Annotated in this window: 21 protein-coding genes and 1 tRNA gene; 16 read left to right on the top strand and 6 right to left on the bottom strand. The window is 64.8% G+C overall.

Annotated elements, in window-relative coordinates:
- Positions 1 to 6: 6 nt before the first annotated feature.
- Positions 7 to 606: an LOG family protein gene (locus ILT42_RS10655; protein WP_204215573.1), complete on the bottom strand. Its 600-nt coding sequence runs from the start codon at positions 604 to 606 to the stop codon at positions 7 to 9.
- A 126-nt stretch (positions 607 to 732) separates the two neighbouring features.
- Here ILT42_RS10655 and ILT42_RS10650 point away from each other — a divergent pair, with 126 nt between their 5' ends.
- The 6 genes from ILT42_RS10650 (at position 733) to yacG (ending at position 6710) form a co-directional block, all read left to right on the top strand.
- The gene (locus ILT42_RS10650; RefSeq protein ID WP_204215572.1) at positions 733 to 2070 is read left to right on the top strand and encodes a LysM peptidoglycan-binding domain-containing protein; all 1338 of its coding nucleotides are present in this window, start codon (positions 733 to 735) and stop codon (positions 2068 to 2070) included.
- A 95-nt stretch (positions 2071 to 2165) separates the two neighbouring features.
- The gene (locus ILT42_RS10645) at positions 2166 to 4109 is read left to right on the top strand and encodes an ABCB family ABC transporter ATP-binding protein/permease (RefSeq protein WP_204215571.1); all 1944 of its coding nucleotides are present in this window, start codon (positions 2166 to 2168) and stop codon (positions 4107 to 4109) included.
- Between the two features lie 50 nt (positions 4110 to 4159).
- Entirely contained in the window at positions 4160 to 4864 is a 705-nt protein-coding gene (locus ILT42_RS10640; RefSeq protein WP_204215570.1) for a phosphatidylserine decarboxylase, read from the top strand.
- Between the two features lie 43 nt (positions 4865 to 4907).
- Positions 4908 to 5771, top strand: coding sequence for a CDP-alcohol phosphatidyltransferase family protein (locus tag ILT42_RS10635; RefSeq protein WP_204215569.1), 864 nt, complete (start codon positions 4908 to 4910; stop codon positions 5769 to 5771).
- A 62-nt stretch (positions 5772 to 5833) separates the two neighbouring features.
- Positions 5834 to 6478 (top strand): Maf-like protein, encoded by a 645-nt coding sequence (locus ILT42_RS10630; protein ID WP_204215568.1) that lies wholly within the window; start codon positions 5834 to 5836, stop codon positions 6476 to 6478.
- A gap of 16 nt (positions 6479 to 6494) precedes the next feature.
- Entirely contained in the window at positions 6495 to 6710 is a 216-nt protein-coding gene (gene yacG / locus ILT42_RS10625; protein ID WP_204215567.1) for a DNA gyrase inhibitor YacG, read from the top strand.
- A gap of 95 nt (positions 6711 to 6805) precedes the next feature.
- On the opposite strand, the gene ILT42_RS10620 is transcribed toward yacG, so the two are convergent.
- Both ILT42_RS10620 and ILT42_RS10615 read right to left on the bottom strand, forming a co-directional pair.
- Positions 6806 to 6881, bottom strand: a tRNA-Phe gene (locus ILT42_RS10620).
- Positions 6882 to 7057: 176 nt separating this feature from the next.
- Positions 7058 to 8044 carry a Bug family tripartite tricarboxylate transporter substrate binding protein gene (locus tag ILT42_RS10615; protein ID WP_204215566.1) on the bottom strand — a complete coding sequence of 329 codons (987 nt, stop codon included), beginning with the start codon at positions 8042 to 8044 and terminating at the stop codon, positions 7058 to 7060.
- Between the two features lie 596 nt (positions 8045 to 8640).
- Here ILT42_RS10615 and ILT42_RS10610 point away from each other — a divergent pair.
- From ILT42_RS10610 to ILT42_RS23075, 3 genes are all read left to right on the top strand, one after another.
- Positions 8641 to 9423 carry an endonuclease/exonuclease/phosphatase family protein gene (locus tag ILT42_RS10610; protein ID WP_204215565.1) on the top strand — a complete coding sequence of 261 codons (783 nt, stop codon included), beginning with the start codon at positions 8641 to 8643 and terminating at the stop codon, positions 9421 to 9423.
- Between the two features lie 102 nt (positions 9424 to 9525).
- On the top strand, positions 9526 to 10350 hold the full coding sequence (locus tag ILT42_RS10605; RefSeq protein ID WP_204215564.1) for a glycosyltransferase family 2 protein: 825 nt from the start codon (positions 9526 to 9528) through the stop codon (positions 10348 to 10350).
- Positions 10351 to 10805: 455 nt separating this feature from the next.
- Positions 10806 to 17369, top strand: coding sequence for a hypothetical protein (locus ILT42_RS23075; RefSeq protein ID WP_204215563.1), 6564 nt, complete (start codon positions 10806 to 10808; stop codon positions 17367 to 17369).
- 56 nt (positions 17370 to 17425) lie between these two features.
- On the opposite strand, the gene ILT42_RS10595 is transcribed toward ILT42_RS23075, so the two are convergent.
- On the bottom strand, positions 17426 to 17797 hold the full coding sequence (locus ILT42_RS10595; RefSeq protein ID WP_204215562.1) for a hypothetical protein: 372 nt from the start codon (positions 17795 to 17797) through the stop codon (positions 17426 to 17428).
- A gap of 166 nt (positions 17798 to 17963) precedes the next feature.
- Here ILT42_RS10595 and ILT42_RS10590 point away from each other — a divergent pair, with 166 nt between their 5' ends.
- The 5 genes from ILT42_RS10590 to ILT42_RS10570 all read left to right on the top strand — a co-directional run bounded on the left by ILT42_RS10590 (position 17964) and on the right by ILT42_RS10570 (position 22151).
- Positions 17964 to 18206: a DUF3297 family protein gene (locus ILT42_RS10590; RefSeq protein ID WP_204215561.1), complete on the top strand. Its 243-nt coding sequence runs from the start codon at positions 17964 to 17966 to the stop codon at positions 18204 to 18206.
- Between the two features lie 88 nt (positions 18207 to 18294).
- Positions 18295 to 18933, top strand: coding sequence for a glutathione S-transferase N-terminal domain-containing protein (locus tag ILT42_RS10585; RefSeq protein WP_204215560.1), 639 nt, complete (start codon positions 18295 to 18297; stop codon positions 18931 to 18933).
- Positions 18934 to 19047: 114 nt separating this feature from the next.
- Entirely contained in the window at positions 19048 to 21039 is a 1992-nt protein-coding gene (locus ILT42_RS10580; RefSeq protein WP_204215559.1) for a protein-L-isoaspartate(D-aspartate) O-methyltransferase, read from the top strand.
- Between the two features lie 82 nt (positions 21040 to 21121).
- Positions 21122 to 21628: an MgtC/SapB family protein gene (locus ILT42_RS10575; protein WP_204215558.1), complete on the top strand. Its 507-nt coding sequence runs from the start codon at positions 21122 to 21124 to the stop codon at positions 21626 to 21628.
- A 136-nt stretch (positions 21629 to 21764) separates the two neighbouring features.
- A complete protein-coding gene (locus ILT42_RS10570) occupies positions 21765 to 22151 on the top strand; it encodes a PRC-barrel domain-containing protein (RefSeq protein WP_204215557.1) in 387 nt (128 codons plus the stop codon).
- A gap of 30 nt (positions 22152 to 22181) precedes the next feature.
- Here ILT42_RS10570 and ILT42_RS10565 read toward each other — a convergent pair whose 3' ends face one another.
- Complete coding sequence (locus ILT42_RS10565; RefSeq protein ID WP_204215556.1) at positions 22182 to 23105, bottom strand: LysR family transcriptional regulator; 924 nt, start codon at positions 23103 to 23105, stop codon at positions 22182 to 22184.
- Positions 23106 to 23254: 149 nt separating this feature from the next.
- Between ILT42_RS10565 and ILT42_RS10560 the strand changes: the two genes are divergently transcribed.
- Entirely contained in the window at positions 23255 to 24436 is a 1182-nt protein-coding gene (locus tag ILT42_RS10560; protein WP_204215555.1) for an MFS transporter, read from the top strand.
- An 86-nt stretch (positions 24437 to 24522) separates the two neighbouring features.
- Positions 24523 to 25497, top strand: a complete 975-nt coding sequence (locus tag ILT42_RS10555; RefSeq protein ID WP_204215554.1) for a ribokinase — start codon at positions 24523 to 24525, stop codon at positions 25495 to 25497.
- Here the strand turns inward: ILT42_RS10555 and ILT42_RS10550 are convergent.
- Positions 25455 to 26195 (bottom strand): aspartate/glutamate racemase family protein, encoded by a 741-nt coding sequence (locus tag ILT42_RS10550; protein ID WP_229428562.1) that lies wholly within the window; start codon positions 26193 to 26195, stop codon positions 25455 to 25457. The two genes, ILT42_RS10555 and ILT42_RS10550, sit on opposite strands and share 43 nt — an antisense overlap.
- Between the last annotated feature and the right edge of the window lie 5 nt (positions 26196 to 26200).

Below are 26200 nucleotides of genomic sequence, written 5' to 3'. Positions count from 1 at the left end.
GCTACCTCAGAATCGCTCCTCGATGAGCTCCTCGTTCTCCACAATCCCGACCCGCCGGGCGTAAGCTTCCAGCATGGGAAGAACGTCCTTCGTCTGCTCGGCCACGAGATAATTCAGCTCCAGGCCCTCACGGATGAAGCCCTGCTCGCGCATGTGGGCGAGCAGGCCGAGCAACGGCTTCCAGAAACCCTGGATGCTGAGCATGAGGATGGGCTTGGTGTGCTGGCCGAGCTGAGACCAGGTCATCTGCTCGACGAGCTCCTCCAGGGTGCCGATACCGCCGGGCAGAGCCACGAAGGCGTCGGCCTTGTCGAACATCAGGCGCTTGCGGGTGTGCATGTCCGGGACCACGATGGTCTCCTGGACGTCGTCGAGCATCTTCTCCCGGGACTTGAGGAAGTCCGGGATGATGCCGGTCACGTAGCCGCCGTTGTCCAGCACCGAGCGAGCCACCGTGCCCATGAGGCCCACATTGCCGCCGCCATAGACGAGGCTGATACCTCCTTCGGCCATGGCGCGTCCTAATGCCGCCGCGCTTTCCTTGAAAATCGGGTCCGAGCCGAAGCCGGAGCCACAATACACGCATATGGACTTGATAGGAGACATCGCTTCATTCGCAGGGCGCGGATATTCCCGCGCGGAATCAGAAAACATTACTAAATCCCTTATGGTCATAGCATTTTGAAAGATAAACCGCTTTAATAGCCTAAAGTGCCAGGGTTGAGGCAGGATATGGTCGGTCAGGGACAAGTCAAAGGGACCTACGTGATGCTCGGCGTCGCCGCGACGGCCGTCGTGGGGGTCCTGCTGGGCGCGCTCCTCTGGGACCGGACCGCTCCCGGCGAAAAGTCCGCCCAGGAAGTCCAGGCCGTGACCCCGAGCCAGGTCCCGGCGAAGCCCCAGGCGTCCGCGACGCCGCCGGCCGTGTCCAGCGCTACGCCGGCGCCCCCATTGCCGCAAAAGCCCGAGACCTCCCAGGCCGCCACGGCGACGACGCCGTCCGACCGGGCTGCGCCCTCCAAGGAGGCGGCCGCGAAGCCGGCGGAGGGTCCCGTCGTGCCGTCCTTCGACGTGGTTCGCGTCGAGAAGGATGGGGATAGCGTGATCGCCGGCCGGGCCGCGCCCGGCGCCACCATCGAGCTCCTGCGCAACGACCAGGTCCACGCCCGCGGAGTCGCGGACGCGTCCGGCCTCTTCGCCATCGTGCCGCCCCCGCTGCCGCGCGGGTCCCACCAGATCGTCCTGCAATCCATTGCGCCCGACGGCACCCGCCAGCGCTCCCGCGAGAACGTCACGGTGGTCATCAGCGGCGACGCCCGTCCGCTCGTGGCTCTTGCGGCTCCCGACAAGCCCACCGTCCTCCTGTCCAACCCTGAGCCCCCCGAAACGAAGCCCACGGGCCCGGTGATCGCCCAGCCGGTCCCGGCGCCTCAGAATCCGGCGCCCGCGACAGCCCAGGCCAACGCCCCTCGGCCCGAGGTCAAGATCGTGAGCGTGGACGCCGAGGAGGGCGGCCGCCTCTTCGTGTCCGGCCAAGCCGCGTCGGGAGCCACGGTTCGGCTCTATCTCAACGAATCCTTCATCGCGCCGGGCGGCGCAGGCGGTGACGGCAAGGTATCCTTCGCCATCGGTCGCGGCGTGAAGCCCGGCGATTACCGCATCCGGCTCGACGACGTGGATCCCGTCTCCGGGAATGTGAAGTCCCGGGCCGAAGTCGGGTTCATCGTGCCGCCCGTGGTGGCCTCCGCCCAGCCTTCCTCGCCTTCGGCTGGCGTGGCTGGTCAACCGACTCCGGGCGAGAAGAGCGCGACCGCCACACCGCTTTCCCAAGCCTTGCCGACCAATCAGACGGCATCGGCGGAATCCACCGTCGTGATCCCGGACATCAATACGGCCATCGTGTCGCGCGGGGACAGCCTGTGGCGAATCAGCCGGCGCATCTATGGCCAGGGTGTGCGCTACACGGTGATCTTCGGAGCGAACCAGACCCAAATTCGGAACCCGAACAAGATTTATCCGGGGCAGGTCTTCGTCCTTCCCAACGGCGAGGCCGTCCAGGTTCAGAACTAGCGGGTGCGGAATCAACAGCCTCGCCGTCCGGCGCAGGGTGAATTCGGCCCGCAAATCCCATATATCCGGTTCTTAGTTTGACCGGATTCCAAAGTATGTCCTCCTCGTCCGCCGTCCCTTCGGCCCGTCCTGCGGCCCCGAAGCCATCCGGCCTTGTCCCGACCCTCAACAAGCTCTGGCCTTATCTTTGGCCCCATGGCCGAACCGACCTCCAGCGCCGGGTTTTCCTGGCCTTCGGCCTGCTGCTCATCGCCAAGCTCGTCACCATCGCGATGCCCTTCACCTTCAAATGGGCGACGGACGCCCTCGTGGCGGTAACGGGCAACGGCTCGGGTGGCGCCGAGGAGGCCGCGACGGCGGGGTCCTGGCTCTGGCGGGCGCCGATCCTCCTCACGATCCTCTACGGCACCACCCGGATCGTCATGGCTCTCCTGACCCAGGTGCGCGACGGCCTCTTCGCCAAGGTGGCCATGCACGCCGTGCGCCAATTGGCTCTCCAGACCTTCGAGCACATGCACCGGCTGTCCCTGCGCTTCCACCTGGAGCGCAAGACCGGCGGCCTGACGCGGGTGCTGGAGCGCGGCCGCGAGGGCATCGAGGAGCTGTCGCGCCTGGTGGTTCTCACGCTCATCCCGACGGTTCTCGAGCTTGTTCTGGTCCTGGGGATGCTGGCCTACGAATTCGACTGGCTCTATTCGGCGGTCGTGCTGGCGATGATCGTGATCTACCTGGGCTATACCTATCAGGCGACCCAGTGGCGCATTTCCATCCGCCAGAAGATGAACGAATCCGACACTGAGGCGAACACCAAGGCCGTGGACGCGCTGCTGAACTACGAAACCGTGAAGTATTTCGGCTCGGAGTCCAGGGAGGCGGTCCGTTACGACCGCTCCATGGAACGCTACGAGAAGGCCTCGACGCAGACCTACACGTCGCTGGCGGTGCTGAACTCCGGCCAGGCGGTGATCTTCACCATCGGCATGACGCTCGTGATGATCCTCGCCGTGCGGGACATCCAGGCGGGTCGGGCCTCCATCGGCAGCTTCGTGCTCGTGAACGCCATGCTGGTCCAGCTCTACATCCCGCTGAACTTCATGGGCATGCTGTATCGCGAGATCAAACAGGCCCTGATCGACATCGACGACATGTTCGACATCCTCGAGCGCAATCCGGAGATTCAGGACCGGCCCGGCGCTACGCCGCTTCAGGTACGGGACGGCGCCGTCCGCTTCGAGAACGTGCACTTCGCCTACATCCCCGAGCGGCCGATCCTGAAGGGCATTTCCTTCGAGGTTCCCGCGGGGCACACGGTGGCCATCGTCGGACCGTCGGGGGCGGGGAAGTCCACCATCTCGCGCCTGCTCTTTCGGTTCTATGAGCCAACCCAGGGCCGGATCCTCATCGACGGCCAGGATATCGCTGGCGTCCAGCAGGCCTCCCTGCGGGGAGCCATCGGCATGGTGCCGCAGGACACCGTCCTGTTCAACGACACCATCGGCTACAACGTCCACTACGGCCGCGCGGACGCCACGCCGGACGAGGTCCAGGAGGCCGCTCGTCTGGCGCAGATCGATCGATTCATCGGCCAGTTGCCGGAGGGGTACGAGACTCCCGTCGGCGAGCGCGGCCTGAAGCTGTCGGGCGGCGAGAAGCAGCGGGTCGCGATCGCCCGCACCATCCTGAAAGGCCCGCCGATCCTCGTGCTGGACGAGGCGACCTCCGCCCTCGATTCCTTCACCGAGAAGGAGATCCAGAACGCCCTCGACCGGGTGAGCCAGGGCCGCACGACCCTCGTCATCGCCCATCGGCTCTCCACCGTCATCGGCGCGGACGAGATCATCGTGCTCGACAAGGGCCTTATCGCCGAGCGCGGGACCCATGGCGAGCTCCTGGCCCGAGGCGGCATCTATGCCGCCATGTGGAACCGCCAGAGGGAGGCCGACGAGGCGCGCGAGACCCTCAAGCGGACGGCCGAGGAAGAGGGGAGGCTGCAGCCGAACCGCAATCCCGACGCCGCTCCCGCATCCGTCATGGGTTGACGCAGGGCCCGCCCCCTGCCATCCCGAACCGGAAATTTTGGTGTAAATGCATGACCGACGTCCTGGAATCGATCCGCCGTGTCTTCTCCGTCTCGATCCACAAGGAGGGCTATCCCTTCATCCTGATCGGGCTGGTGGCGACCGTCCTGCTGGCCTGGCTGTGGTGGCCCCTCGGCTGGGTGGGCGCGATCCTGACGGTATGGGTCTGCTATTTCTTCCGGGACCCGGAGCGGGTCACTCCCATCCGTGACGGTCTGGTCGTGTCGCCTGCCGACGGGCGCGTGAGCCTCATCACCACGGCGGTGCCGCCGGTCGAGATGGACCTTCCGCAGGAGCCCATGACCCGCGTGTCGGTGTTCATGAACGTGTTCGACTGCCATGTGAACCGGTCGCCGGTTCAAGGCCGCATCGCCCAGATCCTCTACACGCCGGGCCTCTTCCTTAATGCCGAGCTCGACAAGGCGAGCGAGGACAACGAGCGCAACGCGCTCGTGATCGATGCCGGCGAGGCGAAGATCGGCGTGGTGCAGATCGCAGGCCTCGTGGCCCGCCGCATCGTGCCCTTCGTGAAGACGGGCGACGCCCTCGACGCGGGCCAGCGCTTCGGCCTGATCCGTTTCGGATCGCGGGTGGACGTCTATCTCCCGCTGGGTTCCCAGGTGCTGGTCGGCCTGGGCCAGACCTCGGTGGCGGGCGAGACCGTACTGGCTGACCTGCGGGTGAACGAACCCTCCCGCCAGTACCGGATCGGCTAGGAAACGCTTGCCGCAAGGCTAAGCTCTTCCTAGATTTTCCCGTATGAGTGACCTTTTTCCGCCCTTCGCCCCCGATCCGGACGAACCGCGTAAGCGCCTGTTCAAGCCGGTGCCTTTCCGGGTCATCGTTCCCAACATCATCACCCTTGTGGCCCTGTGCCTGGGCCTGACGGCCATCCGGCTCGCCTTCGAGGGGCGGCTGGAGCCCGCTGTCCTTGCCATCGTGGTGGCGGCAGCCCTCGACGGCGTGGACGGGCGGGTCGCGCGGATGTTGAAGGGCACCTCCCGTTTCGGGGCCGAACTCGATTCCCTGGCCGATTTCGTGAATTTCGGCGTCACACCGGCCTTGGTGCTCTATGCTTTCGTGCTCCACGAGCTGAAGTCGCTGGGATGGATCGCCGTTCTCGTCTTCGCCATCGCGATGGTCCTGCGCCTGGCCCGCTTCAACGTGATGCTCGACAACCCCAACCGGCCGGAATGGCAGAAGAACTTCTTCACGGGCATGCCGGCGCCCGCAGGCGCAATCACGTCGATGCTGCCCCTTTATCTGCACTTCCTGGGCGTTCCGATCGTCGAATCCGGATTGGCACCCGTCATCCTGGTCTATCTGCTGGTCCTCGCCTTCCTGATGGTGTCGACCATCCCGGTCTATTCCGGCAAGACCATGGGAAAATACGTGCCGCGCCATTGGGTGCTGCCGATCTTCGTGGTGTCCGTGGCCGTGTTCGGGCTGCTGGTGAGCTTCCCCTTCGAGATGCTGACCGCGATCACGATCCTGTTCCTGGCCACGATTCCTTTCGGGGCGATGCGCTACCGGGCGCTGGACCGCGAGTACAAGGCGTCCCAGGCCGTCGCCGCGGCCGAGGTCGCCGCCGAGCCGGACCCCGTTCCTCCGCCGGGTCCCTGAGGCCTGTCTTTTGGCTGCACCGAGACTAAATTGGGGCAAGTGTCCCCGCATGGGAGAGAGTTGTGGCGTCCTCATCCGACCCGTCGACAAACCGTCCGAAGCTCGTGCTCGCTTCGGCCTCGCCCCGTCGGCTGGCGCTTCTCCAGCAGGCCGGGATCGAGCCCGACGTCCTGCTTCCGGCGGACGTGGACGAGGCGCCGCTGAAGTCCGAATCGGCCAAGGAGCTGGCCAAGCGCTTATCCCGTAGCAAGGCCGAGGTCGCCCGCAGAACCGCGCGAAGCCGGGACGAGCTCAAGGACGCCTACATCCTGTCCGCCGATACGGTGGTGGTCGTGGGAAGCCGGGTGCTGCCCAAGGCCGAGATCATCGACGAGGCCGCAGCCTGCCTGCGTCTCTTGTCGGGCCGGGCACACCGGGTCTACACCTCGGTCTGCCTGATCACCCCGCGCGATGGGATCCGTGAGCGCCTGGTGGAGACGCGCGTGCGCTTCAAGCGGCTCTCCCGGGACGAACTGGAACGCTATCTGGCCTCAGGAGAGTGGCGCGGCAAAGCCGGCGGCTACGCCGTCCAGGGACTTGCCGGAACATTCGTGGTCAAGCTCGTCGGCTCGTACACCAACGTGGTCGGCCTGCCGCTCTACGAAACCGTTTCCCTTCTCGACGGCGAGGGTTTCCCGGCGCGTTCGGCGTGGCTCGAGGCTGCGTGAGACGGGGGAGGATCGGATGAATCCGGCCAACGAGAACAAGCCGAAAGCCGACGACCCGGTGGCGGATGGAGCCCCATGCCCGATCTGTGGCAAGCCAAGCGTCGCCGCCTATCGCCCGTTCTGCTCCAAGCGCTGCGCCGATGTCGATCTCCAGCGCTGGTTCTCGGGTCGCTACGCGATCCCGGCCGTCGAGGACGATGAGGACCGGGACGAGGGCGACCGGGACGTCTGACCCGCGCAAGCGTCGTACCCGTGAGCTTTCCCGAAACGCCCTATAGACGGCCCCGATGCCGCTAGCGGTGTGCTGCCTTAGTGATTTTGGGAGAGTGGTGCCCAGGGGCGGAATCGAACCACCGACACTGCGATTTTCAGTCGCATGCTCTACCAACTGAGCTACCTGGGCGTCCGGCTGCGGAAGGTGTCGTCCGCGGCGGTGGCGGTTGTATAGTCAGACCGGACGGCCCTGTCTAGCGGTCTCGGCCGTCTCACTCCCTAAAAAATTCGAGAGGGCTAGACTGGGGCGGCTCGGGCGCTCCGCCATGAGCATACGGACCGACCTGGGCCCCCGGAGTAAGCCCTTCACTCGAGCTTGATATCCGCGGTCCGGATGACCTTTTCCCACTTGTCGCCTTCGGCCTTCATATAGGCGGCCATCTCGTCCGGCGTGCTCTGCAGGATTTCGATGCCGGCGCCGGTGAGCTTGGCTCGGATCTCCGGCATGGCCACGACCTTGCGGTAGGTCTCATTCAGCTTGGTAATGATGGGCGCTGGAGTCTTGGCCGGGGCGACGATGCCCTGCCAGGCCCAGGCCTCGAAACCCGGATAGTCCGCGGCCACCGCTTTGACGCCGGGCAGTCCGGGGAATTCGCCCGGAGACGCCACGGCGATGGCCTTGATCGGCCCCGCCAATTGCGAGCGGGCCGTCGCGTAGTCGATGAACATGACCCCGACCTGCCCCGACACGAGGTCCTGGACCGCCGGCGCGGCGCCCCGGTAGGGCACGTGCGTGAATTTCACCCCAGCCTGCTGGGAGAGAAGCTCCATGGCGAGGTGGAAGGGGCTGCCAAGACCTGGCGTCGCGTAGTTGATGCCGCCTGGAGACGCCTTGGCGGCCGCCACGAGATCCTGGATCGAACCCACCTTCAGCTTGTCGGTGTTGACCAGCATCACCAAGGCGAAACGGCCGCTCAAGGTGACCGGACTGAAATCCGTGTAGGGATCGAAATTGAGCTTGCGGTAGAGCGTTCGGTTGGTTGCGAAGGTCGCGGTGTCGCCGAGAAGCAGGGTGTAGCCGTCCGGGTCCGCTTTGGCGACGGCCTCGGCGCCGAGATTGGTGCCGGCGCCCGCCTTGTTCTCGATGACGAATTGCTGTCCGAGCTGGGCGCCCATTTCCGCGAAGACCAGGCGGGCAAAGAAGTCCGTGCCCCCGCCAGCCGCGTACGGCACGACGACCCGGACCGGCCGAACCGGATAGTCCGCCTGGGCCCATGCCCGGCCCACGGGCAGGGTGGCTGCCGCCAGAAGGCCGGCGGCGGCTCGCATGGCGTCGCGTCTCGTAGGCGTCATCGGTTCCTCCTGACCTCTCGTAGGCCTCTCGCAGATGTCTCGTCGCTTTGAGGGAAGACCTAGAGCCGTGGGACGGAGCAGCCAAGCTGTGCCCCGGCTCATTCTTTGTGCTGAGAATTGAGACCGTCCGGGGGCGCGGGTTAAGCGCCCTCTAGGTCACGATCTGATAAAGGATGAAACCCACCACGGCCAATCCGATCAGGGTGCCGGGAAGCCATTTGGGGAAGGGGTCGCGATGTCCGTTGAAGCTCATTCCTAACTCCAGATGATAAGGCACTGGGACAAAGGCTCTTCTAGAGCATAACCGGCCCGGCATCCATCCGGATGCAAGGCAGGCGTGAAAAATGTCTCTTGCCGGAACCATTGCGACGGCGGCAGGATTGAGCCCCGAGGCGGGTCGACCGCCTTCGACCCGGATCCGGACGAGCCCTCGTGACTGCCTGCCTGCCCATTCTTCGCTTTTCAAGCGGTACGACGTGCGTCCCTTCCGTCCCGAGGGTAGGAAGCCGGGATGGCCTTGCCTATGATGCGGGTGCGGCCACAGCCTCAGCCGACCCTTGAACCCCTTCGCCCGCTCTCGCAGAAACCCCCACGGAATGCTCCGAATCCTCACCTACAACGTCCATCGCTGGCTCGGAACGGACCGAAAAATCGCTCCCGAGAGAACCGCCGACGTCATCGCGTCCTGCGAGCCAGATATCGTGGCGCTCCAGGAGGTGAGGGCGGGCCGGCTCAGCAAGGGACAGGCCGATCAGGCCGTGATGGTGGCCAATCGCCTGGGCATGGACCTGCATTTTCAGCCCACGATCCGCGTGCTGGGCGAGCAGTACGGCATCGCGATCCTCACGCGGCATCCGTCCCGGCTGGTGCGGTCCGACCGGCTGCCCAGCATCTCGCCGGGTCCCGCCTTCGAAAAGCGGAGCGCGTTGTGGGTTACCGTGGAAGTGGGGGGCCAGACGTTGAACGTCGTCAATGCGCACCTGTCCCTGCGATCGAGGGAAAGGCTGGCTCAGGCCACGGCGCTGTGCGGCGAGGAATGGATCAGCCACCGGGAATGCCTGGATCCGGCCATTCTCCTGGGCGACTTCAACGCCCCGCCGCGGTCCAGGTCTTACCGGCTCATGGCCAGCCAGCTTCTGGATGCTCAGTTATGGAATCCATCCGGGGAGCCGCAGCCGACCTTCCACACGCGCGCGCCGATCCTGCGGCTGGACCACATCTTCGTATCCCGCTCCATCGATGTCCTGAGCGCCGCCCCGGTTCGCACGAAGCTGTCCAAGGTGGCATCGGATCACTTCCCCCTCATGGCCCGCTTCCAGATCGCCAGGGGCGAGCCGGACGCCCACGAGGCGCCCCCGGAGGCCGCGACGGCCAAATAGGGAGACGCAGGGCGCTGCTCGAAAGGAGCGCCCTCCACCGCTCCTTGGCCTTGCCACGGCCAGCCGCCCCGTTTAGGCAGGCGGCGCCCCTGGTCCCGAACAATGCTTCCGATCTCCGTTTTCATCATCGCCAAGAACGAGGCAGATCGCATCGCCGATACCATTCAGGCGATCCGGTCCCTGACCGACGATCTCGTGGTGGTCGATTCCGGCTCGACGGACGGCACCCAAGAGGTGTCGGAAGCCCTGGGCGCCCGGGTGATCTTCAACCCCTGGTCCGGCTACGGCCCTCAGAAGCGCTTCGCCGAGGAGCAGTGCCGGCACCCTTGGCTGCTCAACCTGGATGCCGATGAAGTCGTGCCGTCCGCGCTTGCGGCCGAGATCGAAGCGCTCTTCGCGGGAGGAGAGCCGCCACGCCAAGCCTATCGGATCGGCATTGCAGAGATCTTTCCCGGCGAAAGTGCCCCTCACCCCATGGCCTATACGCTTTGGCCCGTGCGTCTGTACCGCCGGGATGCCGGCCGATACTCGCCGTCCTTGGTTCACGACCGGGTCGACCTCACCCCCGGAACGACCGTCGGGACGCTCAGGAACGTGGTTCACCATTGGTCCGTGCGCTCCCTCGGCGATCAGATCGATAAGCTCAATCGCTACTCGGATCAGCAGGCCATCGACCTGGAGAAGCGGGGAATCTCCATCCCCACCTGGCGAGTCTTCGTCGAGCTGCCCGCCGCCTTTCTCAAGGCGTATGTGGGGCGGCGCCATGCCCTACGGGGCACTTACGGCTTCCTGACCGCGATGAACTACGCCATTTCGAGGCACCTGCGCATGGCCAAGCACTACGAGCGGCGCAGGATCCAGTCGCTCCGCCGCCTCAAGGCTACGGGATTCGGAGGGGCGCCACAGACCCCCAAGGCCGAGGACTGAGGCTTATTCCGCGCTGGGCCTGTCGAGGCTGGCGGAGGGGACGATCCCAATGGTCCACCATGCGAGAAACATGCGAGCGGGGTCTAACGACAGATCCAAGCGAAAGACTAAACTCAAGATTGTATAGATAAGGCGCTTGCAATTCAGTGAGAAGAGGGCGTGAACCTTGCGGTAACTAGGCCCCGAAAGTCGCCGCCCCACGGCCCGATTGCTCCGTCAGTCTTGCGCGAGTGCAAGAGTTTACGCCTGAACTGATCGCTCTAACCCCATAAATCACTTCAAACATTGAAGTTTATCGTCTTGGAACCTTGCGATGACGCAAAAGGCCAAGCCCTCCTGTCACGACTCGCTGCCAAACCGCTTGCAGTTCCACCAAGCCCAGCTAATCGTATGTGATAACGTTATATACTGGCGACGGCGCATATGCCGTTTGGTCAAAGCTGGCGGGGGCTCACATGGCAATGGATCGCAACGGTCAGGTCGACGGCAAATCGGACGAGGCCCGCTCTCCGGACCTGCTGATCATCCCCTCGCAGAGCGATTGGATCGACGGCGTTTCGTCCGGGCTGGAGCGCTTGGAGCGGGAGGCGGCCGCTCAATCCATGGAAACGAAAGCGCCGATGCAGCAGCAGGGCGTCGCACCCATGGCGGTCGGTGTGCGAGTGCTCTGGGAGGGGACGGACGGCAACGATGTCCATGTCGGCGACGATTCCGAGGATGAGATCTACGGCAAAGGCGGGGACGACAGCCTCGTCGGCGGAGCGGGCAATGACACGCTCGATGGCGGCGAGGCCGGTGCGAACGGCAATACGCTGGAGGGCGGCACCGGCAACGACGTCTACTATATCTACAGCCTCAAGGATGTCGTGGTCGAATACCAGGACCAAGGCTTCGATCGGCTCTACACGACTGTCGACTTCGATGTCGCCAAGCTTGGGACGAACCGTTACATCGAGATCCTTGAGGTCAACCCCGTCCAGACCCAAGGCGTCACGCTCTCGAACGCCTCGCGCCTGATCGGCGGTGTCGGAGCCGATACGCTCAGGTTCGGCGCGACCATGAATGGAGGCGCTGGCGACGATACGTATTTCGTGGCGGGCGGAAGCCATCAGGTCATTGCCGATTCGGACGGCGACGACGAGGTCGTCGTGGTGGACGGCGGATACGGTCCGTTCGCCCTCGGCGCCGGCATCGAGATCGAGTTGATCACCCTGCGAGGAAACAGTGCCGCGATCGGGAACGAACTCGCGAACCACATCGTCGGGGAAGGTGGCGGCAATCTTCTCGACGGCGGTATCGATAGCCTCGCGGACACGCTCGAAGGCGGCGGCGGTAGCGATACCTTCCGGGTCCGCAGCTCGAACGACATCGTCATCGAGGCCGTCGGCGCCACTGGGAACGATACCGTCGAGGCCTATGTCGACTTCGCTCTCGGCGCGGATTCCCATGTCGAGACCTTGAAGGCCATGCCGAGCGGGACGAAAACGGCATTCAACCTGGTCGGCAGCAAGTACACGACGCTGATCCAAGGCAGTTCGGGCAACGACACCCTCGATTCCGGACCGGCCGGTGCCACGGACGGTTTCGGCAACCCGATCGCGGTCCAGATTTTCGCGGGCATGGGCGACGACGAGATCCATGTCCGGCGGCAGAACGCCGTCGCCATCGATTTCGAGGGCGGAAGCGACATCGTCTATGCGCATGTCAGCGCCAGCATCGGCCTGGGCATCGAAACGCTCGAAGGCTACGCGGGCGTCGACGGTCTGACGTTAACGGGCTCGTTTCAGGCGGAGGTCATCAACGGCAACGAACGAGCCAACACGATCGTCGGCAGCTTCGGCGCCGATACGCTCTCCGGTCGGGACGGAGACGACGTTTACATCATCGACAGCGCCGAAGATATCATTACCGAAAAAGCGGGCGAAGGCTTCGACACGATCCGGTCCTCCACCCATTTTACCCTGGCGGGAGGTTACGAGATCGAAGGTCTCGAGGCGGCGACCAACGACGATCTGACCCTCGTCGGAAACGGCCTTGCCAACACCATCACCGGCCTGGATGGAAAGAACACCCTCGACGGCGGCAACGACGCCGTGCGCGATCGCCTGATCGGTGGGAAGGGCGACGACTCCTATATCGTGCGCAGCGAGGATGAGATCGCCGAGAAGGCTGGCGAAGGGCGCGACACGGCAACTGCACTGGGAAGTTTCACGCTGGGCAAGGACGTTTCGGTCGAGGTCCTGCAGGCGAATGCCTTCGTCGAAAGCCTCTCGCTCACCGGCAACAATCTGGCGAACACGATCATCGGTTCCGCAGGAGCGGACACGCTCGATGGCGGCGGCGCGGCCGCCGACAGTGCGGACAGTCTCGTGGGAGGATCCGGCAACGACGTGTATGTCGTTCATCGGTCCACGGATGTAGTGTCAGAGACCGGCGCCGGCGATGCAGACCGGATCGTCACCGCCGTCAGCTTCACCATCGCGTCCAATGTGGAGACGCTGGAGGCCAGTGCCGGGGCGGGGGATGTCACCCTTACGGGCAATGCGGCGGCCAACACCCTGATCGGCGCGGGCGGAAACGATGTTCTGGTCGGCGCCGGCGGCGCCGATCGGCTGGAGGGCAAGAGTGGCGACGACACCTACGAGCTGAGCGACGCCTTGGCGGTCATTGTCGAGGCGGTGAGCGGCGGAACCGACACAATCCGAACATCGTTCAGCTACGCGCTCGGAGCGGATGCCGAGATCGAGATCCTCCAGGCTACGGGTTCGGCGTCCGTCCACCTGACCGGCAACGCCTATGCCAACACCCTCATTGGAAACGATGCCACGAACGTGCTCGATGGCGGCATGGGTGGCGCGGCCGATGTGATGCGGGGACACGATGGCGACGACACTTACCATGTCCGCCATGCCGACGACACCGTGGAGGAAGAGGCCGGCCAGGGAATGGATACGGTTGTGGCCTACGGCCATTACACCCTCGGAGCCGGCGCATCCCTCGAAATCCTCGAAGCCGGCGCGGGAGCCGGGTCGGTCAGCCTCGTGGGCAACGAACTCGCCAACACGATCGTGGGTGGGAATGGCGACGATAGCCTCGACGGCGGGATGTCAGGCGATGAGTCGGATGTCCTGGAGGGCCGAGACGGCGACGACACGTATCGCGTGCACCGTACGACGGACATCGTTCGGGAAGAGGGCACGGGCCACGACGTCATCCTGACCGATGTGAGCCTGACGATAGCGGCCAATGTCGAGGTGTTGCAGGCAAGCGACCTTGCGGGCAGCGTCACGCTGACAGGCAGCGGCGCCGCCGAGAGCCTCATCGGAGCGGACGGCAACGATACGCTTGTGGGTGCCGGCGGTGCGGACCGACTCGAGGGCCGCGGCGGCAACGACACCTATCGGCTGGCCGATCCCGCCGCCACGATCGTGGAACGTGAAGGTGCCGGGCGCGACACAGTGGAGACGGCCTTCAGCTACGCGCTCTCGGTGGACGCCGAGATCGAGGTGATGCGCGCCACCGGCGGCGATGACGTGGGCCTCACCGGCAATCGTTTCGCCAACGAACTGATCGGCAACAGCGGTCGCAATGTCCTGGACGGCGGCGCTTCCGGAGCGCCGGACGTCATGCGCGGCGGCCTCGGAGACGACATCTACCACATTCGAAACGCGAACGATGTGGTGATCGAGGAAAGCGGCGAGGGCAACGACAAGGCGATCGTCTATGCGAACTTCTCGCTGAAGCACGACGAATCCATCGAAATTGTCGAGGCCGACGCCTCGACCAACGGCGTCACGCTGGAGGGCAACAATCTTGCCAACACCATCATCGGTGCTGGCGGGGACGATGTCCTGACGGGGGGCGGAACCGCGAAGGACAGCGCCGACCGCCTTGAGGGCGGCGACGGAAATGACATTTACATCGTCCGCCGCGTGACGGATCTCGTGATCGAGGCCGATGGCGCTCTGTCCGGCAGCGCGGACCGTATGGTCACGAGCGTGGACAACACCATCGCGGCCCACGTGGAAATCCTGCAGGCCGTGGAAGGGCTCGCCGATATCGCGCTGACCGGCAGCGATGCCGGCGACACCTTGATCGGCAATGCGGGCGCGAACATCCTGAGGGGCGGGGGCGGCGCAGATACGATGCAGGGCGGCGCTGGCGACGACATCTTCTATGTCGACGACGAAGCGGACATCGTCGAAGAGGCAACGGCAGGTGAGTTCGATACCGTCATTCTCACGGAAGCGATCAGCTATACCCTGACGGATTCCATGCTCGTGGAGGAGCTTCGCGCCAAGAGCGGAGTGGCCGTCCAGGTTCTGACAGGGAACAGCCATGCCAATATCCTGATCGCCGATGCCGGGAACAACACCCTGATCGGCGGTGGGGGCGGGGATGTTCTCCAGGGCGGCGTCGGCGACGACACCTATCATCTCGCCAGCGGAGACAAGGTGGTGGAGAAGAGCGGTGAAGGCACAGACACGGCGGTGGTTGCAGGCAGCTTTGCCCTGGATGACGATGCCTCCATTGAGGTGCTCCGGGCCGCTGACGGGACCACGGATGGCTTGAGCCTGACGGGCTCGTCGTTCGACAACACCATCATCGGCGGTAGCGGCAACGACGTGATCGACGGACGCGGCGGAACGGATCGTCTGGAAGGCGGCCTGGGCGACGACACCTATGTGATCAGAAGGAATGGCTCGACGATCATCGAGGCTTCCGGAGCGGGCACGGACACCGCCATCGTGTCCGTCTCTTACAGCCTGGAGGGCAGGGACAACGTGGAAAACCTGACGGCAGCCCCGGGGGCAGGCTCCGTCCGGCTGACCGGCAACGCCGGCGCCAACAGGATTATCGGCAATGAAGGGAACAACATGATCTCCGGCGGACTGGGAGCGGACACCATGGCAGGTGGCCTGGGTGACGACTTCTACGAGGTCGACGAAGAGAACGACGTGGTCGAAGAGGGTCTCGGCGGGGGCAACGACACGGTCGTCGTGGTCAGGAACGGCATGAGCTTCACGCTCACCGAGGCGATGCATGTCGAGCAGCTCTGGGCCGGAACCGGGATCGAGGTCCGTACGCTGACAGGCAACAGCCGTGCCAATATCCTGATCGCGGATCTCGGCGACAACACGCTGGACGGCGGCGGCGGCGCCGACCGGATGCAGGGCGGCCAGGGAAGCGACACCTACATCGTCGACGATGTCCGCGATGATGTGATCGAAACGAACGAGAGCGGAGGCGATGCGGGCGGCATCGATACGGTTGTCACATCCGTCAGCTACATCCTCCGCGACCATGTCGAGAACCTGACGGCTGCGGACGGGGCCGGAAGTCTCCGCCTGACGGGCAATCGCCTTGCCAATACCATCACGGGCGGGGGCGGCAGCGACACGCTGGACGGCGGCGCCGGCAATGACGGGCTTGCGGACGAGCTTCGTGGCGGCGGCGGCAACGACACCTACATCTTGCGTCGGGCTGGAGATGTGATCGTCGAAGCCGGAACCGACGATGCAGACACGGTCGAACTGGCCTTCGATGCGACGGCGGAGACTTATACGCTTGCGGATAGGCTGGAAATCCTGCGCGTCACGGGCGAGGGCGATTATGCGCTGACAGGCAATGCCTCGGCCAACACCATCATAGGCGGAGAGGGGAACGACACGATCGATGGCGGTCTCGGGGCGGATGTCCTTCGCGGTGGCGCAGGCGACGACGTCTATGTCGTGGATTCGTCCGACGTGATCGATGAATCGGCAGGCGGCGGCACCGATACGGTCCGCACCTCGGGCAGCTATACGCTCGGCGCCAATGTCGAAAACCTCGTCGCGACATCCGCGACGGGAGCGGCGCTGACTGGCAACGCCTCGGCCAACCGTGTCTGGGGCAACGCGGGAGCCGATACGATCGATGGAGGTGCCGGCGCGGACGTCATGCAGGGACAAGGCGGCGACGACACTTACATCGTCGACAATGCGGGTGACCAGGTTGTGGAAGCGTCCGGGTCCGGTGGGGTCGACACGGTCGTTACGTCGGTCAGCTTCGCGCTCGGGGCCTTCCTGGAGAACCTGACCGCTTCGGGATCCGGCGCGATCAACCTGACGGGCAACAGCGGGGCCAATACGCTGATCGGCAACGACGCCGCCAACGTCATCGATGGCGGGGCCGGCGCCGATGTGATGCGGGGCGGAGCCGGGGACGATACCTATGTGCTCGATCAGGCCGCCGACCAGATCATAGACAGCGCCGGAAACGACACGGCCTTGGTGTCCTTCTCCTACACCCTGGGAACGGATGTCGAGAACCTCACGGCGGTAGCGGGCGCCTCCAGCCTGGGCCTGGCGGGCAACGCCTTCAACAACGTGATCACGGGTACCGGCGGGAACGACACCCTGGACGGCGGGGCAGGGGCCGACAGGCTCGTCGGCGGTGACGGCAACGACACCTACGTCATCGACAATGCCGGCGACCGGATCGTCGATACGGGTGGGGTCAACACGGTTCTGACCTCGGTCAGCTTCAGGCTGGACGCGTACCTGAACCATCTGAAGGGCATGGGCACCGGACCTTTGGTTCCGTCCGGCAACTCCGCCGACAACACGATCTCCGGCGGAGAGGGCTCCGACAAGATCTACGGTGGGCTTGGAAGGGATCGCCTCGCTGGAGGCGCCGGGCGGGATGTGTTCGTCCTCGACACGACTGTCGCCAAGAAGAAGAACGCCAACGTCGACACGATCACGGACTTCAACGTGAAGGACGACTCGATTCATCTCGAGAATGCGATCTTCAAGGCCCTGGGCAAGAAGGGCACAGCCCTCAAGCCCGCCAAGTTCAAGAAGGATGCCTTCCATCTCGGCTCAAAGGCCCACGACGCCGATGATCGGATCATCTACAACAAGAAAAAGGGTGTTCTCTACTATGATGCCGACGGCGCTGGCGGAGCGGCGCAGGTCCAGATCGCGACCCTGTCCAAGAAACTGAAGATGACCCACAAGGACTTCTTCGTCGTCTGACCCGGTCCAACAGGCGGCCCTCGGACCTTTCCCGAGGTCTTCCGCGTCCCCTAGGGTCAGGCTTTCCGAGAGGATTCCAAGGCTTGCTGCAACTCGGCGGGGTCGATGGCGACCTTCAGCACGGCGCCGCCGAAATCCAGGATCAGCAAGGGTGTCTCGCCGGTCGTGTCGATGCGGGTGCTCAGCGGCTTCAGGGGAACGCTCCGGGGATGCAGCGGGCCGGCGCCTTCCTTGAACGTCCGAGGTGGCTTGTCCCGATGGACCCGCGCGATCTCGCTCAAGAGGTCGGTGATGATGGGAGAGGAATCCACCGTTCCGAGCAGGACATCGTATTCGCGACCGGTATCGGCGCGCACGCCAAGGGAGAAGATCTCACCGTCGCCTGATACCTGCACGCGCCAGGCCGTCGATCCGATCCGTTTCACCATTCCGCCGCCTCCAGGGCAATCGCTGCCGATGGGCCTTATGGCAGCCCAACGCGCTCCCTGGCCACCGCTTTTTGGCTCACACCGTCCCAGACCGCTGAAAATGCGTGAAAGGATGGGGCCGATGGGGTATCCCGGCCCGTGAATGACACAGCTGAAGGCCCGACCCATGACCGATACCCCTCCCGATCGCCTGTCCGTCAACCCCGACAGCCCCCACTACGACGCCAAAGCTCTCGAGCGCGGGGTCGGTGTCCGGTTCAAGGGGGCCGAAAAGACCAATGTCGAGGAATATTGCGTCAGCGAGGGCTGGGTGCGTCTGGCGGCCGGCACTGCCAAGGACCGATTTGGAAACCAGATGACGGTCAAGCTCAAGGGTGCCGTCGAACCCTATTACAGAACGAACGAGTAGCGTTCGAGCCACCCCGTCGCCTTCGATTCGGCGAGCCCTAGTTTCACCGCCTTGGAGCGCCCCAGGCTCGGAGCGACGGGAGGAGCCGATGATCACTCTTTACACCTGGACCACGCCCAACGGCCGCAAGGTCCCGATCATGCTGGAAGAGCTGGGCTGGCCCTATGAGGTCAAGCCGGTCGATATCGGCCGGGACGAGCAGTTCTCGCCCGAATTCCTCAGAGTGTCCCCGAACAACAAGATCCCGGCTCTTGTCGACGACGAGGCGGATGGCGGGCCTCTCTCCGTCTTTGAAAGCGGCGCCATCCTGGTCTATCTGGCCGACAAGAGCGGGCGCTTCCTGGCGCCCTCGGGACCGGCCCGTTACAAGGCTCTCGAATGGCTTTTCTGGCAGGTCGGCGGCCAGGGCCCCATGCTGGGACAGCTCGGCTTCTTCGCGAAGCGCTCCGAAGAGAAAGCGCCGCTGGCGATCGGCCGCTTCACGGATGAAGCGGCCCGGTTGCTCGGGGTCCTGGAGCGACGCCTCTCGGAGGCACCCTTCCTTGCCGGAGAAGATTACGGCATCGCCGACATGGCGACCTATCCATGGACCATTGCCGCCAAAACCTTCCTGAAGGATGTGCTGGCGGAAAGCTTGGCCTCCAAGCCGTCCATGGAGCGTTGGCTCAAGGCGGTGGGCGACCGGCCGGCGGTGCAGCGCGGCATGGCGGTTCCCAAGGTGTCCTGACCAACCTTCCAGGCTTGCCACGGAACCACGATGTCCAGCGTCGATTGTTCCCTTGTCGTCCGGAGCGCGACGGCCGGGGGACCCGTCGCTTCGCGGTCTCAGGAGCGCTCGGCCATGAGGGACCTCACTCGCAGACGGAACGGAATGGTGGACACCCAGATTGCCCGCCGCGGCATCCGGGATCGGCGCGTGCTCGATGCCATGCGCGAGGTTCCCAGGGAAGCCTTCGTCGGAGCCGGTTTCGAGGATGCAGCCTATGAGGACGGGCCACTCCCGATCGGCGAGGGACAGACCATCTCCCAGCCCTACATTGTCGCCCTTATGATCGAAGCCGCCGAGATCCGTCCCGGCGACCGGGTTCTGGAAGTGGGAGCGGGCTCGGGTTATGCAGCGGCCGTCATCAGCCGGATTGCGGGTCAGGTCCATGCCGTGGAGCGTCACGGCTCCCTGGCCGGATCCGCCCGGGAGCGGTTCTCGCGCCTGGGCTACGCCAATGTCCTCGTTCATGTGGGCGATGGCACGCGCGGCTGGCCCGACGAGGCTCCGTTCGACGCCATTCTGGTCTCCGCCGGCGGGCCAGACGTTCCGCAATCCCTAAAGCAGCAGCTGGCGATCGGCGGAAGGCTCGTGATTCCGGTCGGCCTGGAAGAAGGCCGGCAGACTCTGCTCAAGGTCACGAGGGCAGGGCACACGGATTTCGACGAGGAGAGTCTCGGGTCCGTGATGTTCGTGCCTCTCATCGGCGAGCAGGGATGGACGGAAGATGGGAGGCGCGCCGCTTTGAGAGATGGGCCCAGCCCCGCCCGCGGCCTTTCGCTGCCGGAGATGATCGCGGGGGTGGCTGAGCCTCTTCCGGATCTCGACGATCCAAGCTTCGGCCGTCTGTTCGACAGATTTGCCGGCAGGAAGGTGGTGCTTCTGGGCGAGGCGAGTCATGGCACGTCGGAGTTCTACCGCGCCCGCGCGGCGATTACCCGGCACCTCGTCAATCATCACGGATTCAATATCGTAGCGGTCGAAGCCGACTGGCCCGACGCGGCGGTGATCGACCGGTTCGTGCGCCACCGCCAAGCCCGGGGGCGAGCGGGGCCTGCTTTCAGGCGCTTTCCTACATGGATGTGGCGTAACACGGATGTGGATTCCTTCGTGGGTTGGCTGAGAGATCACAACGGTCAACTTGCTCCCGAGCAGCGCGCCGGCTTCTACGGCCTCGATATCTACAACATGGGCGCGTCCATCGCGGCCGTTCTGGCTTATCTGGACGATGTGGATCCGGCAGCGGCGGACGTGGCGAGGCATCGCTACGGTTGCCTCACGCCCTGGCAGCGGGAGCCGTCGGACTACGGGCGGGCCGCGCTGTCGGCAGGATACGGAAAGTGCGAGCAGCCGGTGATCCAGCAATGCCGGGAGCTCCTCTCCAACGAGCTGGCTTACGCGCAGGAGGACGGCGACAGCTGCCTCGACGCAGCGCAGAACGCCCGGCTCGTGGCTTCCGCCGAGCGTTACTACCGCGTCATGTATTATGGCGGCGCGGAATCCTGGAACCTGCGCGACACGCATATGTTCGAAACCCTATGCCAAGTCCTGGCGGCACGCGGATCGGAATCCAAGGCGGTTGTTTGGGCGCACAATTCCCATGTCGGTGACGCGCGTTACACGGAAATGGGCATACTCCGGGACGAGTTGAGTATCGGACAACTCTGTCGCGAGCACTTTGGGCAGGACGCGGCCCTCATAGGCTTCGGCACTCATTCGGGCACCGTGGCGGCGGCTTCGGATTGGGAGGGTGAGATGGAGGTCAAGGACGTGCGTCCATCCCGTCGGGACAGTTACGAGCGCCTTTGCCACGATACGGGAATCCCACGCTTCCTGCTCGATTTCAGCCGCCACGATGCTGTTAGGCTTGCTCTCGCCGAGATGCGCCTCGAACGTTTCATCGGGGTCATCTACAGGCCCGAGACCGAGCTTATGAGCCATTATGCCGACGCCTCGCTGTCACGGCAATTCGACGCCTTTGTCTGGTTCGACGAGACCAGGGCCGTCACACCTCTCGGGCCAGAGCATCGGCCGGGAGAATTGCCTGAAACCTATCCTTTCGGACTTTAGGATGTGGTTAGCCTGGAACAGAGTGCCGGAGGGCCGGTTTGTTCTGCATAAACGGGCTTTTCGCCACTGAGGAGGAACCGGCATGGGCAACTGGCTCGGCACATCCGTCATCCCCTTCGAAGAATTGCTGTTGCGCTTCGGTATCGCATCGGCGTTCGGACTCCTGCTCGGGCTCGACCGGGAGGTGCGAGGGATCTCGGCGGGCGTTCGCACCCATATGCTCGTCGCCCTCAGCTCCGCCATGACGATGCTGATCGCCCTGGAACTCTTCGAGGAACTCTCGACAAACGCCGAGGTGGACATGGATCCGACCCGCGCCATCCAAGGGCTGGCCCAGGCCATCGGATTTCTATGCGCGGGCGTCATCTTCGTGGCGCGCGGGAGCGTCTACGGCGTCACGACGGCAGCCAGTCTCTGGATGACAAGTTCCATCGGCATGGCGGCCGGCGCGGGAATGTACCAGATCGCTGTTGCAGGTCTGATCTTTGCCCTGTTGATCGTTACCGTCATGTGGCTCGCCACCCGGTTTCTTCCGGGCGCCGACATGCCGTCTTTGAAGGATCGCACCAAGCCCTCGCAGCCCCTTTAGGAACACCTCCCGAGTCGGCTCGGAACGGGTTCGAGGCAGGGGCGTTGGTCCGCCAGATGAAGCGCGGCCGTGCCGGATCCCAAGGACGGGCACAGGCTGTCTTCGTCCCCATGAAAGCGGAATGCAGGAGGAGACGATGGCATCGACTGACACACCGGGCGTCATGACTGGCAAGCCCCTGATCGAGAGCGACCGCGTCGAAGGCACGACGGTCTATGACCAGAAGGGCGAAAGTCTTGGTTCCATCAAACGTCTCATGATCGAGAAGATGAGCGGGAAGGTTGCCTATGCGGTCATGTCGTTCGGCGGTTTTCTCGGGATGGGCGAAGACGAGTATACCATTCCCTGGAACAAGCTGACCTACGACACGGGCCTGGGCGGCTATCGCAGCGACATCACCGAAGATCAGTTGCGCGGATCGCCTGATTTCTATCGCGAAAACGAGGACTACGAGTGGTCCGATCGCCAACGGGAACGTGAGCTGCACGACTATTGGCGCGTGCCTTACTATTGGGGCATCTGAGCCTGCATGCCGCCCGCAGCGCCGGATGCACTACTGAGGCGGCTTGGCGATGGCCTCCGGGTGAAGGGTTCGGGTCAGGAAGTCGATGAACGCGCGGATGCGAGCGGCCAAGTGCTCGTGTCCGGCGAATACTGCATGGATCAGCTCGATATCCTCCGGATTATAGCTCTCGAGGACCGGGACCAACGTCCCGGCCTCGATATCGGGCTGGACGTGAAACTGCCCGATCCGCGCCAGTCCCACTCCCTCGAGACAAAGGCGGCGCAGCGTCGGCCCGTTGTTGGCCAAGAGGTTCCCGGTGATTGGCGCTCGATAGGAGGCGCCGGTGGTCAGGTCGCGAAAGGGCCATTCGTCTGCGCCTGAGAGGAAGTTGAACCGCAGGCAGTTGTGCCGGGACAGATCAGCAGGGGTCTCAGGCACGCCCTTTCGCGCCAGATAGTCGGGAGCCGCCACCACGATGCGGCGGCTTTCGAGAAGCTTCCGGGCCTTGAGGCTGGAATCCCTCAGCACCCCCGAGCGGATGGCGATGTCCGCCTTCTCCTCGAGCAGGTCGATAATCCCGTCGGTCAGGGACAGATCCACTTCCACCTGAGGAAAGAGCTTCAGGAATTCCGGCAAGATCGGCACGATGTGCAGGGCGCCGAATCCAACCGAGGCACTGACCCGCAGGCGACCGCGCGGCACCGCCTCCGCTCCGCCCGAGACGATCCGTTCCGCCTCGTCGATCTCCTGCAGAATGTGCCGGGCCCGCGTGAGGTAGACTTCGCCCTCGGGCGTCAGTTGAAGCGCTCGCGTCGTGCGAACGACGAGGCGCGTGCCCAGACGATCCTCTATTCGGCTCACGACCTTGCTGATCGCAGACGGTGTGAGCCTGAGACTGCGGCCCGCCGCGGAGAAGCTTCCGAGCGTGATCGCCTGGACGAAAATGCCCATTTCCCCGGCACGGTTGTCCATGCATCACCTTTGAATTCAATTCATAGGTATTGATCCATTGTCATGGGTTAACGTGCAAGTCCCCTGGGCTCATATTCCGCTCATCCCAATCGGTCCCGGACTAGCCAGTCCCAACCCGTTTCCGCCATGCGGACGCCAACGGATTTGCCATGCCTATCGCTCTGTTTGCTCTCACCATCGCGGCCTACGCGATCGGCACCACGGAATTCGTGATCGTCGGCCTCCTGCCTACGGTGGCGGATGACCTCGGCATTAGCCTTCCGCTGGCGGGTCTGATCGTCAGTGTGTATGCGCTCGGCGTCACCTTCGGGGCGCCGATCCTCACGGCCCTGACCGGGCGCCTGGAGCGCAAGCCGCTTCTCCTCGGGCTCATGGGGCTCTTCGTCCTTGGGAACACCCTGGCGGCCCTCAGCCCGACCTACGAGATGCTCCTGGCGGCCCGGGTCGTCACGGCGTTCGCCCATGGGGTGTTCTTCTCTGTCGGCGCCATCATCGCGGCCGACCTGGTGCCGGAGAACCGGCGGGCATCGGCTATTGCCCTGATGTTCATGGGGCTCACGGTCGCCATCGTGACGGGCGTGCCGCTGGGCACCTTCATCGGCCAGACCTTCGGCTGGAGGGCGACCTTCTGGGCCGTGTCGGGCCTGGGCGTCGTCGCCTTCGGGGGCATCGCGCTCCTGCTCCCCCGCACGTTGTCGAAGGCGGCTCCGGCCAGCCTGCTCGATCAGGTGAGGGTCCTCGGCAGCGGCCGCCTGCTCCTGGTCTTCGCCATGACGGCCTTGGGCTACGGCGGCACCTTCGTGGCCTTCACGTTCCTGGCTTCGATCCTGGAACAGGTCACCGGCTTCGCGGCCTCAAGCGTCAGCTTGATCCTGGTGCTTTACGGCGCCGCGATCGCGGTCGGCAACATCGTGGGCGGGCGCGTTGCCGACAGGAACCCGGTTCGTGCCCTCCTGGGTCTCTTCGCTCTCCAGGCTCTCGTCCTCATCGCCTTCAGCTTCACGGCCGTCTCCCCGGCCTGGACACTGGTCACCCTCGCGGCGCTCGGCTTCCTCTCCTTCGCCAACGTGCCGGGCCTGCAGCTCTACGTTGTGGAACTGGCCAAGCAGCACCGTCCTGGCGCGGTCGACGTGGCTTCGGCCCTCAACATCGCGGCGTTCAACCTCGGCATTGCCTTGGGGGCCTGGATCGGTGGCGCCGTGGTGTCCTCGCCCCTGGGACTCGGGGCGACCCCCTGGGTCGGTGCGCTCCTGGTGGGCGCCGCCCTGGCCCTGACGCTGTGGAGCGCCGCCTTGGACCGGCGTCCCCACGGGGTCACGTTGCCGGCCTGAGAGACGTCCCACCCGGCGAGTTGCCAATCCGCGCCAGATGAACGAAGGCTAGAGCTTCTTCAGTCCTCGATGCGGAGCGGGTTGGCATGATCGTCGTATTCGGATCCATCAACATGGACCTCGTCGCCCGCGTCCCTGCCATCGCCCGTCCGGGGGAGACCGTGCTATCCCGCCGGGCCGACAGTTTCTTCGGCGGCAAGGGAGCCAACCAGGCGGTAGCTGCCTCGCGCGCCGTCAGGGAGCCCGGCTCCGTCGCCATGGCCGGCGCCATCGGGCCCGACGCGTTCGGAGAGACCTGCCGGGCGAACCTCCTGCAGAGCGGCGTCGACGTGGTGGGCGTCCGGCTGGTTTCAGAGCCCACCGGCTGCGCGTTCATTACGGTGGACGCCTCGGGCGAGAATGCCATCACGGTGGCGAGTGGGGCGAACATGGAGGTGCGCGCCTCCGATCTGAGCGACCACGTTCTTCGCATCGCCTCGGTTCTCGTCCTGCAAATGGAAGTGCCGCTTGTGGAAAGCGTTGCGGCGGCGAAGCGCGCCCGGAAGGGCGGCACGAAAGTGGTCTGGAATTTCGCGCCCGCTCCAGGGGACGGTGAACGCGATACGATCGGGGAGGCGCTGGCCGCCACCGACATCCTGGTGGTGAACGAACATGAAGCCCAGGCGACGGCGTCGGTCGCCGGAATCGAGCACGTCTCGACCTATGAGGGTGCCGCGTCGGCCCTGGCGAAGGAATTCGGCCTGACCTGCCTCGTGACCGCCGGGTCGCTTGGCGCCTTCGCCATGAAACCGGACGGAACACGCCTGCACGTTCCCACGAAGGCGGTCACGCCCCTGGATACGACCGGAGCAGGGGACACTTTCGTGGGCGTGCTGGCGGTCGGCATCGCCGAGGCCCTGAGGCTCGAGGACGCCATGGAACGGGCCTGCATCGCGGCCTCCCTGTCCTGCCTCAAGCCGGGCGCGCAGGGCGGCATGCCCAGCCGCAACGAAATCGACGCCGCAATTGCAGGCGAAACTCAGGATCCGCCCGGACCTTCCGCCGCGAAGCGCCCGGCGTAGGATTTGCTCAAGGGCGTCGCGTAGCCTCCGATCTTGGACGTCTTGAGCCCAAGTCCGACCAGGCCCTCCAGCAGCTTGATCGCGCAGGCCACGCCATCGAGAACCGGAAGCCCGTGGCGCTCCGACAACTCCGCCGTGAGATCGGCCATTCCGGCGCACCCGAGCACGATGGCTTCGCAGCGGTCCTCGCGCATGGCCGCCTCGATTTCGGCGGAGATTTTCGCCCGCGCATCCCCGGCCTGGTCTTCGAGGGCGAGAACAGGAACCTCGCAGGCTCTGACGCGGGCGCAGCGGGCGGCCAGCCCATACTTCCCGAGATTGTGCTCGATGGCCGGTACGGAGCGCGACAGGGTCGTGATCACCGAGAACCGGCCCGCGATCAGGCTCGCGCAATGAAAGGCGGCCTCGCCGATGCCGATGACGGGTCCGGCCGCCAGCGACCGGGCGGCTTCGAGGCCCGTATCGTCGAAACAGGCGATCGCGTAGCCGTCGAATCCCGCCCGCTCCCCTCGGCTGATCTCCATGAGGAGGCCCGGCACCGAATAGGCCTCGTCGAAATAGCCTTCGATGGAGGCCGGACCGTCTTCCGGATTCACCGCGACAACCTCGGTTCCCGGAGCGGCGGCGGCGGAGGCGGCCAGCCCGATCTTGCGGGTCATCGAGGCCGTTGTGTTGGGATTGACGACAAGAATGCGCATGGGAT

It is taken from the genome of Microvirga pudoricolor (genome assembly GCF_016892705.1).
GTDB lineage: Bacteria > Pseudomonadota > Alphaproteobacteria > Rhizobiales > Beijerinckiaceae > Microvirga > Microvirga pudoricolor.
This window is presented reverse-complemented; position numbering and strand designations above follow the sequence as displayed.

What these genes read in the sequence shown, in the direction of transcription:
- ILT42_RS10615 (WP_204215566.1), bottom strand. Translation starts at nt 8,044, where the DNA reads ATGACGCCTACGAGACGCGACGCCATGCGAGCCGCCGCCGGCCTTCTG.
- ILT42_RS10575 (WP_204215558.1), top strand. Translation starts at nt 21,122, where the DNA reads ATGGGCAACTGGCTCGGCACATCCGTCATCCCCTTCGAAGAATTGCTG.
- ILT42_RS10610 (WP_204215565.1), top strand. Translation starts at nt 8,641, where the DNA reads ATGCTCCGAATCCTCACCTACAACGTCCATCGCTGGCTCGGAACGGAC.
- ILT42_RS10555 (WP_204215554.1), top strand. Translation starts at nt 24,523, where the DNA reads ATGATCGTCGTATTCGGATCCATCAACATGGACCTCGTCGCCCGCGTC.
- ILT42_RS10580 (WP_204215559.1), top strand. Translation starts at nt 19,048, where the DNA reads ATGAGGGACCTCACTCGCAGACGGAACGGAATGGTGGACACCCAGATT.
- ILT42_RS10645 (WP_204215571.1), top strand. Translation starts at nt 2,166, where the DNA reads ATGTCCTCCTCGTCCGCCGTCCCTTCGGCCCGTCCTGCGGCCCCGAAG.
- ILT42_RS10605 (WP_204215564.1), top strand. Translation starts at nt 9,526, where the DNA reads ATGCTTCCGATCTCCGTTTTCATCATCGCCAAGAACGAGGCAGATCGC.
- ILT42_RS10650 (WP_204215572.1), top strand. Translation starts at nt 733, where the DNA reads ATGGTCGGTCAGGGACAAGTCAAAGGGACCTACGTGATGCTCGGCGTC.
- ILT42_RS10595 (WP_204215562.1), bottom strand. Translation starts at nt 17,797, where the DNA reads ATGGTGAAACGGATCGGATCGACGGCCTGGCGCGTGCAGGTATCAGGC.
- ILT42_RS10590 (WP_204215561.1), top strand. Translation starts at nt 17,964, where the DNA reads ATGACCGATACCCCTCCCGATCGCCTGTCCGTCAACCCCGACAGCCCC.
- yacG (WP_204215567.1), top strand. Translation starts at nt 6,495, where the DNA reads ATGAATCCGGCCAACGAGAACAAGCCGAAAGCCGACGACCCGGTGGCG.
- ILT42_RS23075 (WP_204215563.1), top strand. Translation starts at nt 10,806, where the DNA reads ATGGCAATGGATCGCAACGGTCAGGTCGACGGCAAATCGGACGAGGCC.
- ILT42_RS10585 (WP_204215560.1), top strand. Translation starts at nt 18,295, where the DNA reads ATGATCACTCTTTACACCTGGACCACGCCCAACGGCCGCAAGGTCCCG.
- ILT42_RS10565 (WP_204215556.1), bottom strand. Translation starts at nt 23,105, where the DNA reads ATGGACAACCGTGCCGGGGAAATGGGCATTTTCGTCCAGGCGATCACG.
- ILT42_RS10550 (WP_229428562.1), bottom strand. Translation starts at nt 26,195, where the DNA reads ATGCGCATTCTTGTCGTCAATCCCAACACAACGGCCTCGATGACCCGC.
- ILT42_RS10635 (WP_204215569.1), top strand. Translation starts at nt 4,908, where the DNA reads ATGAGTGACCTTTTTCCGCCCTTCGCCCCCGATCCGGACGAACCGCGT.
- ILT42_RS10640 (WP_204215570.1), top strand. Translation starts at nt 4,160, where the DNA reads ATGACCGACGTCCTGGAATCGATCCGCCGTGTCTTCTCCGTCTCGATC.
- ILT42_RS10655 (WP_204215573.1), bottom strand. Translation starts at nt 606, where the DNA reads ATGTCTCCTATCAAGTCCATATGCGTGTATTGTGGCTCCGGCTTCGGC.
- ILT42_RS10570 (WP_204215557.1), top strand. Translation starts at nt 21,765, where the DNA reads ATGGCATCGACTGACACACCGGGCGTCATGACTGGCAAGCCCCTGATC.
- ILT42_RS10560 (WP_204215555.1), top strand. Translation starts at nt 23,255, where the DNA reads ATGCCTATCGCTCTGTTTGCTCTCACCATCGCGGCCTACGCGATCGGC.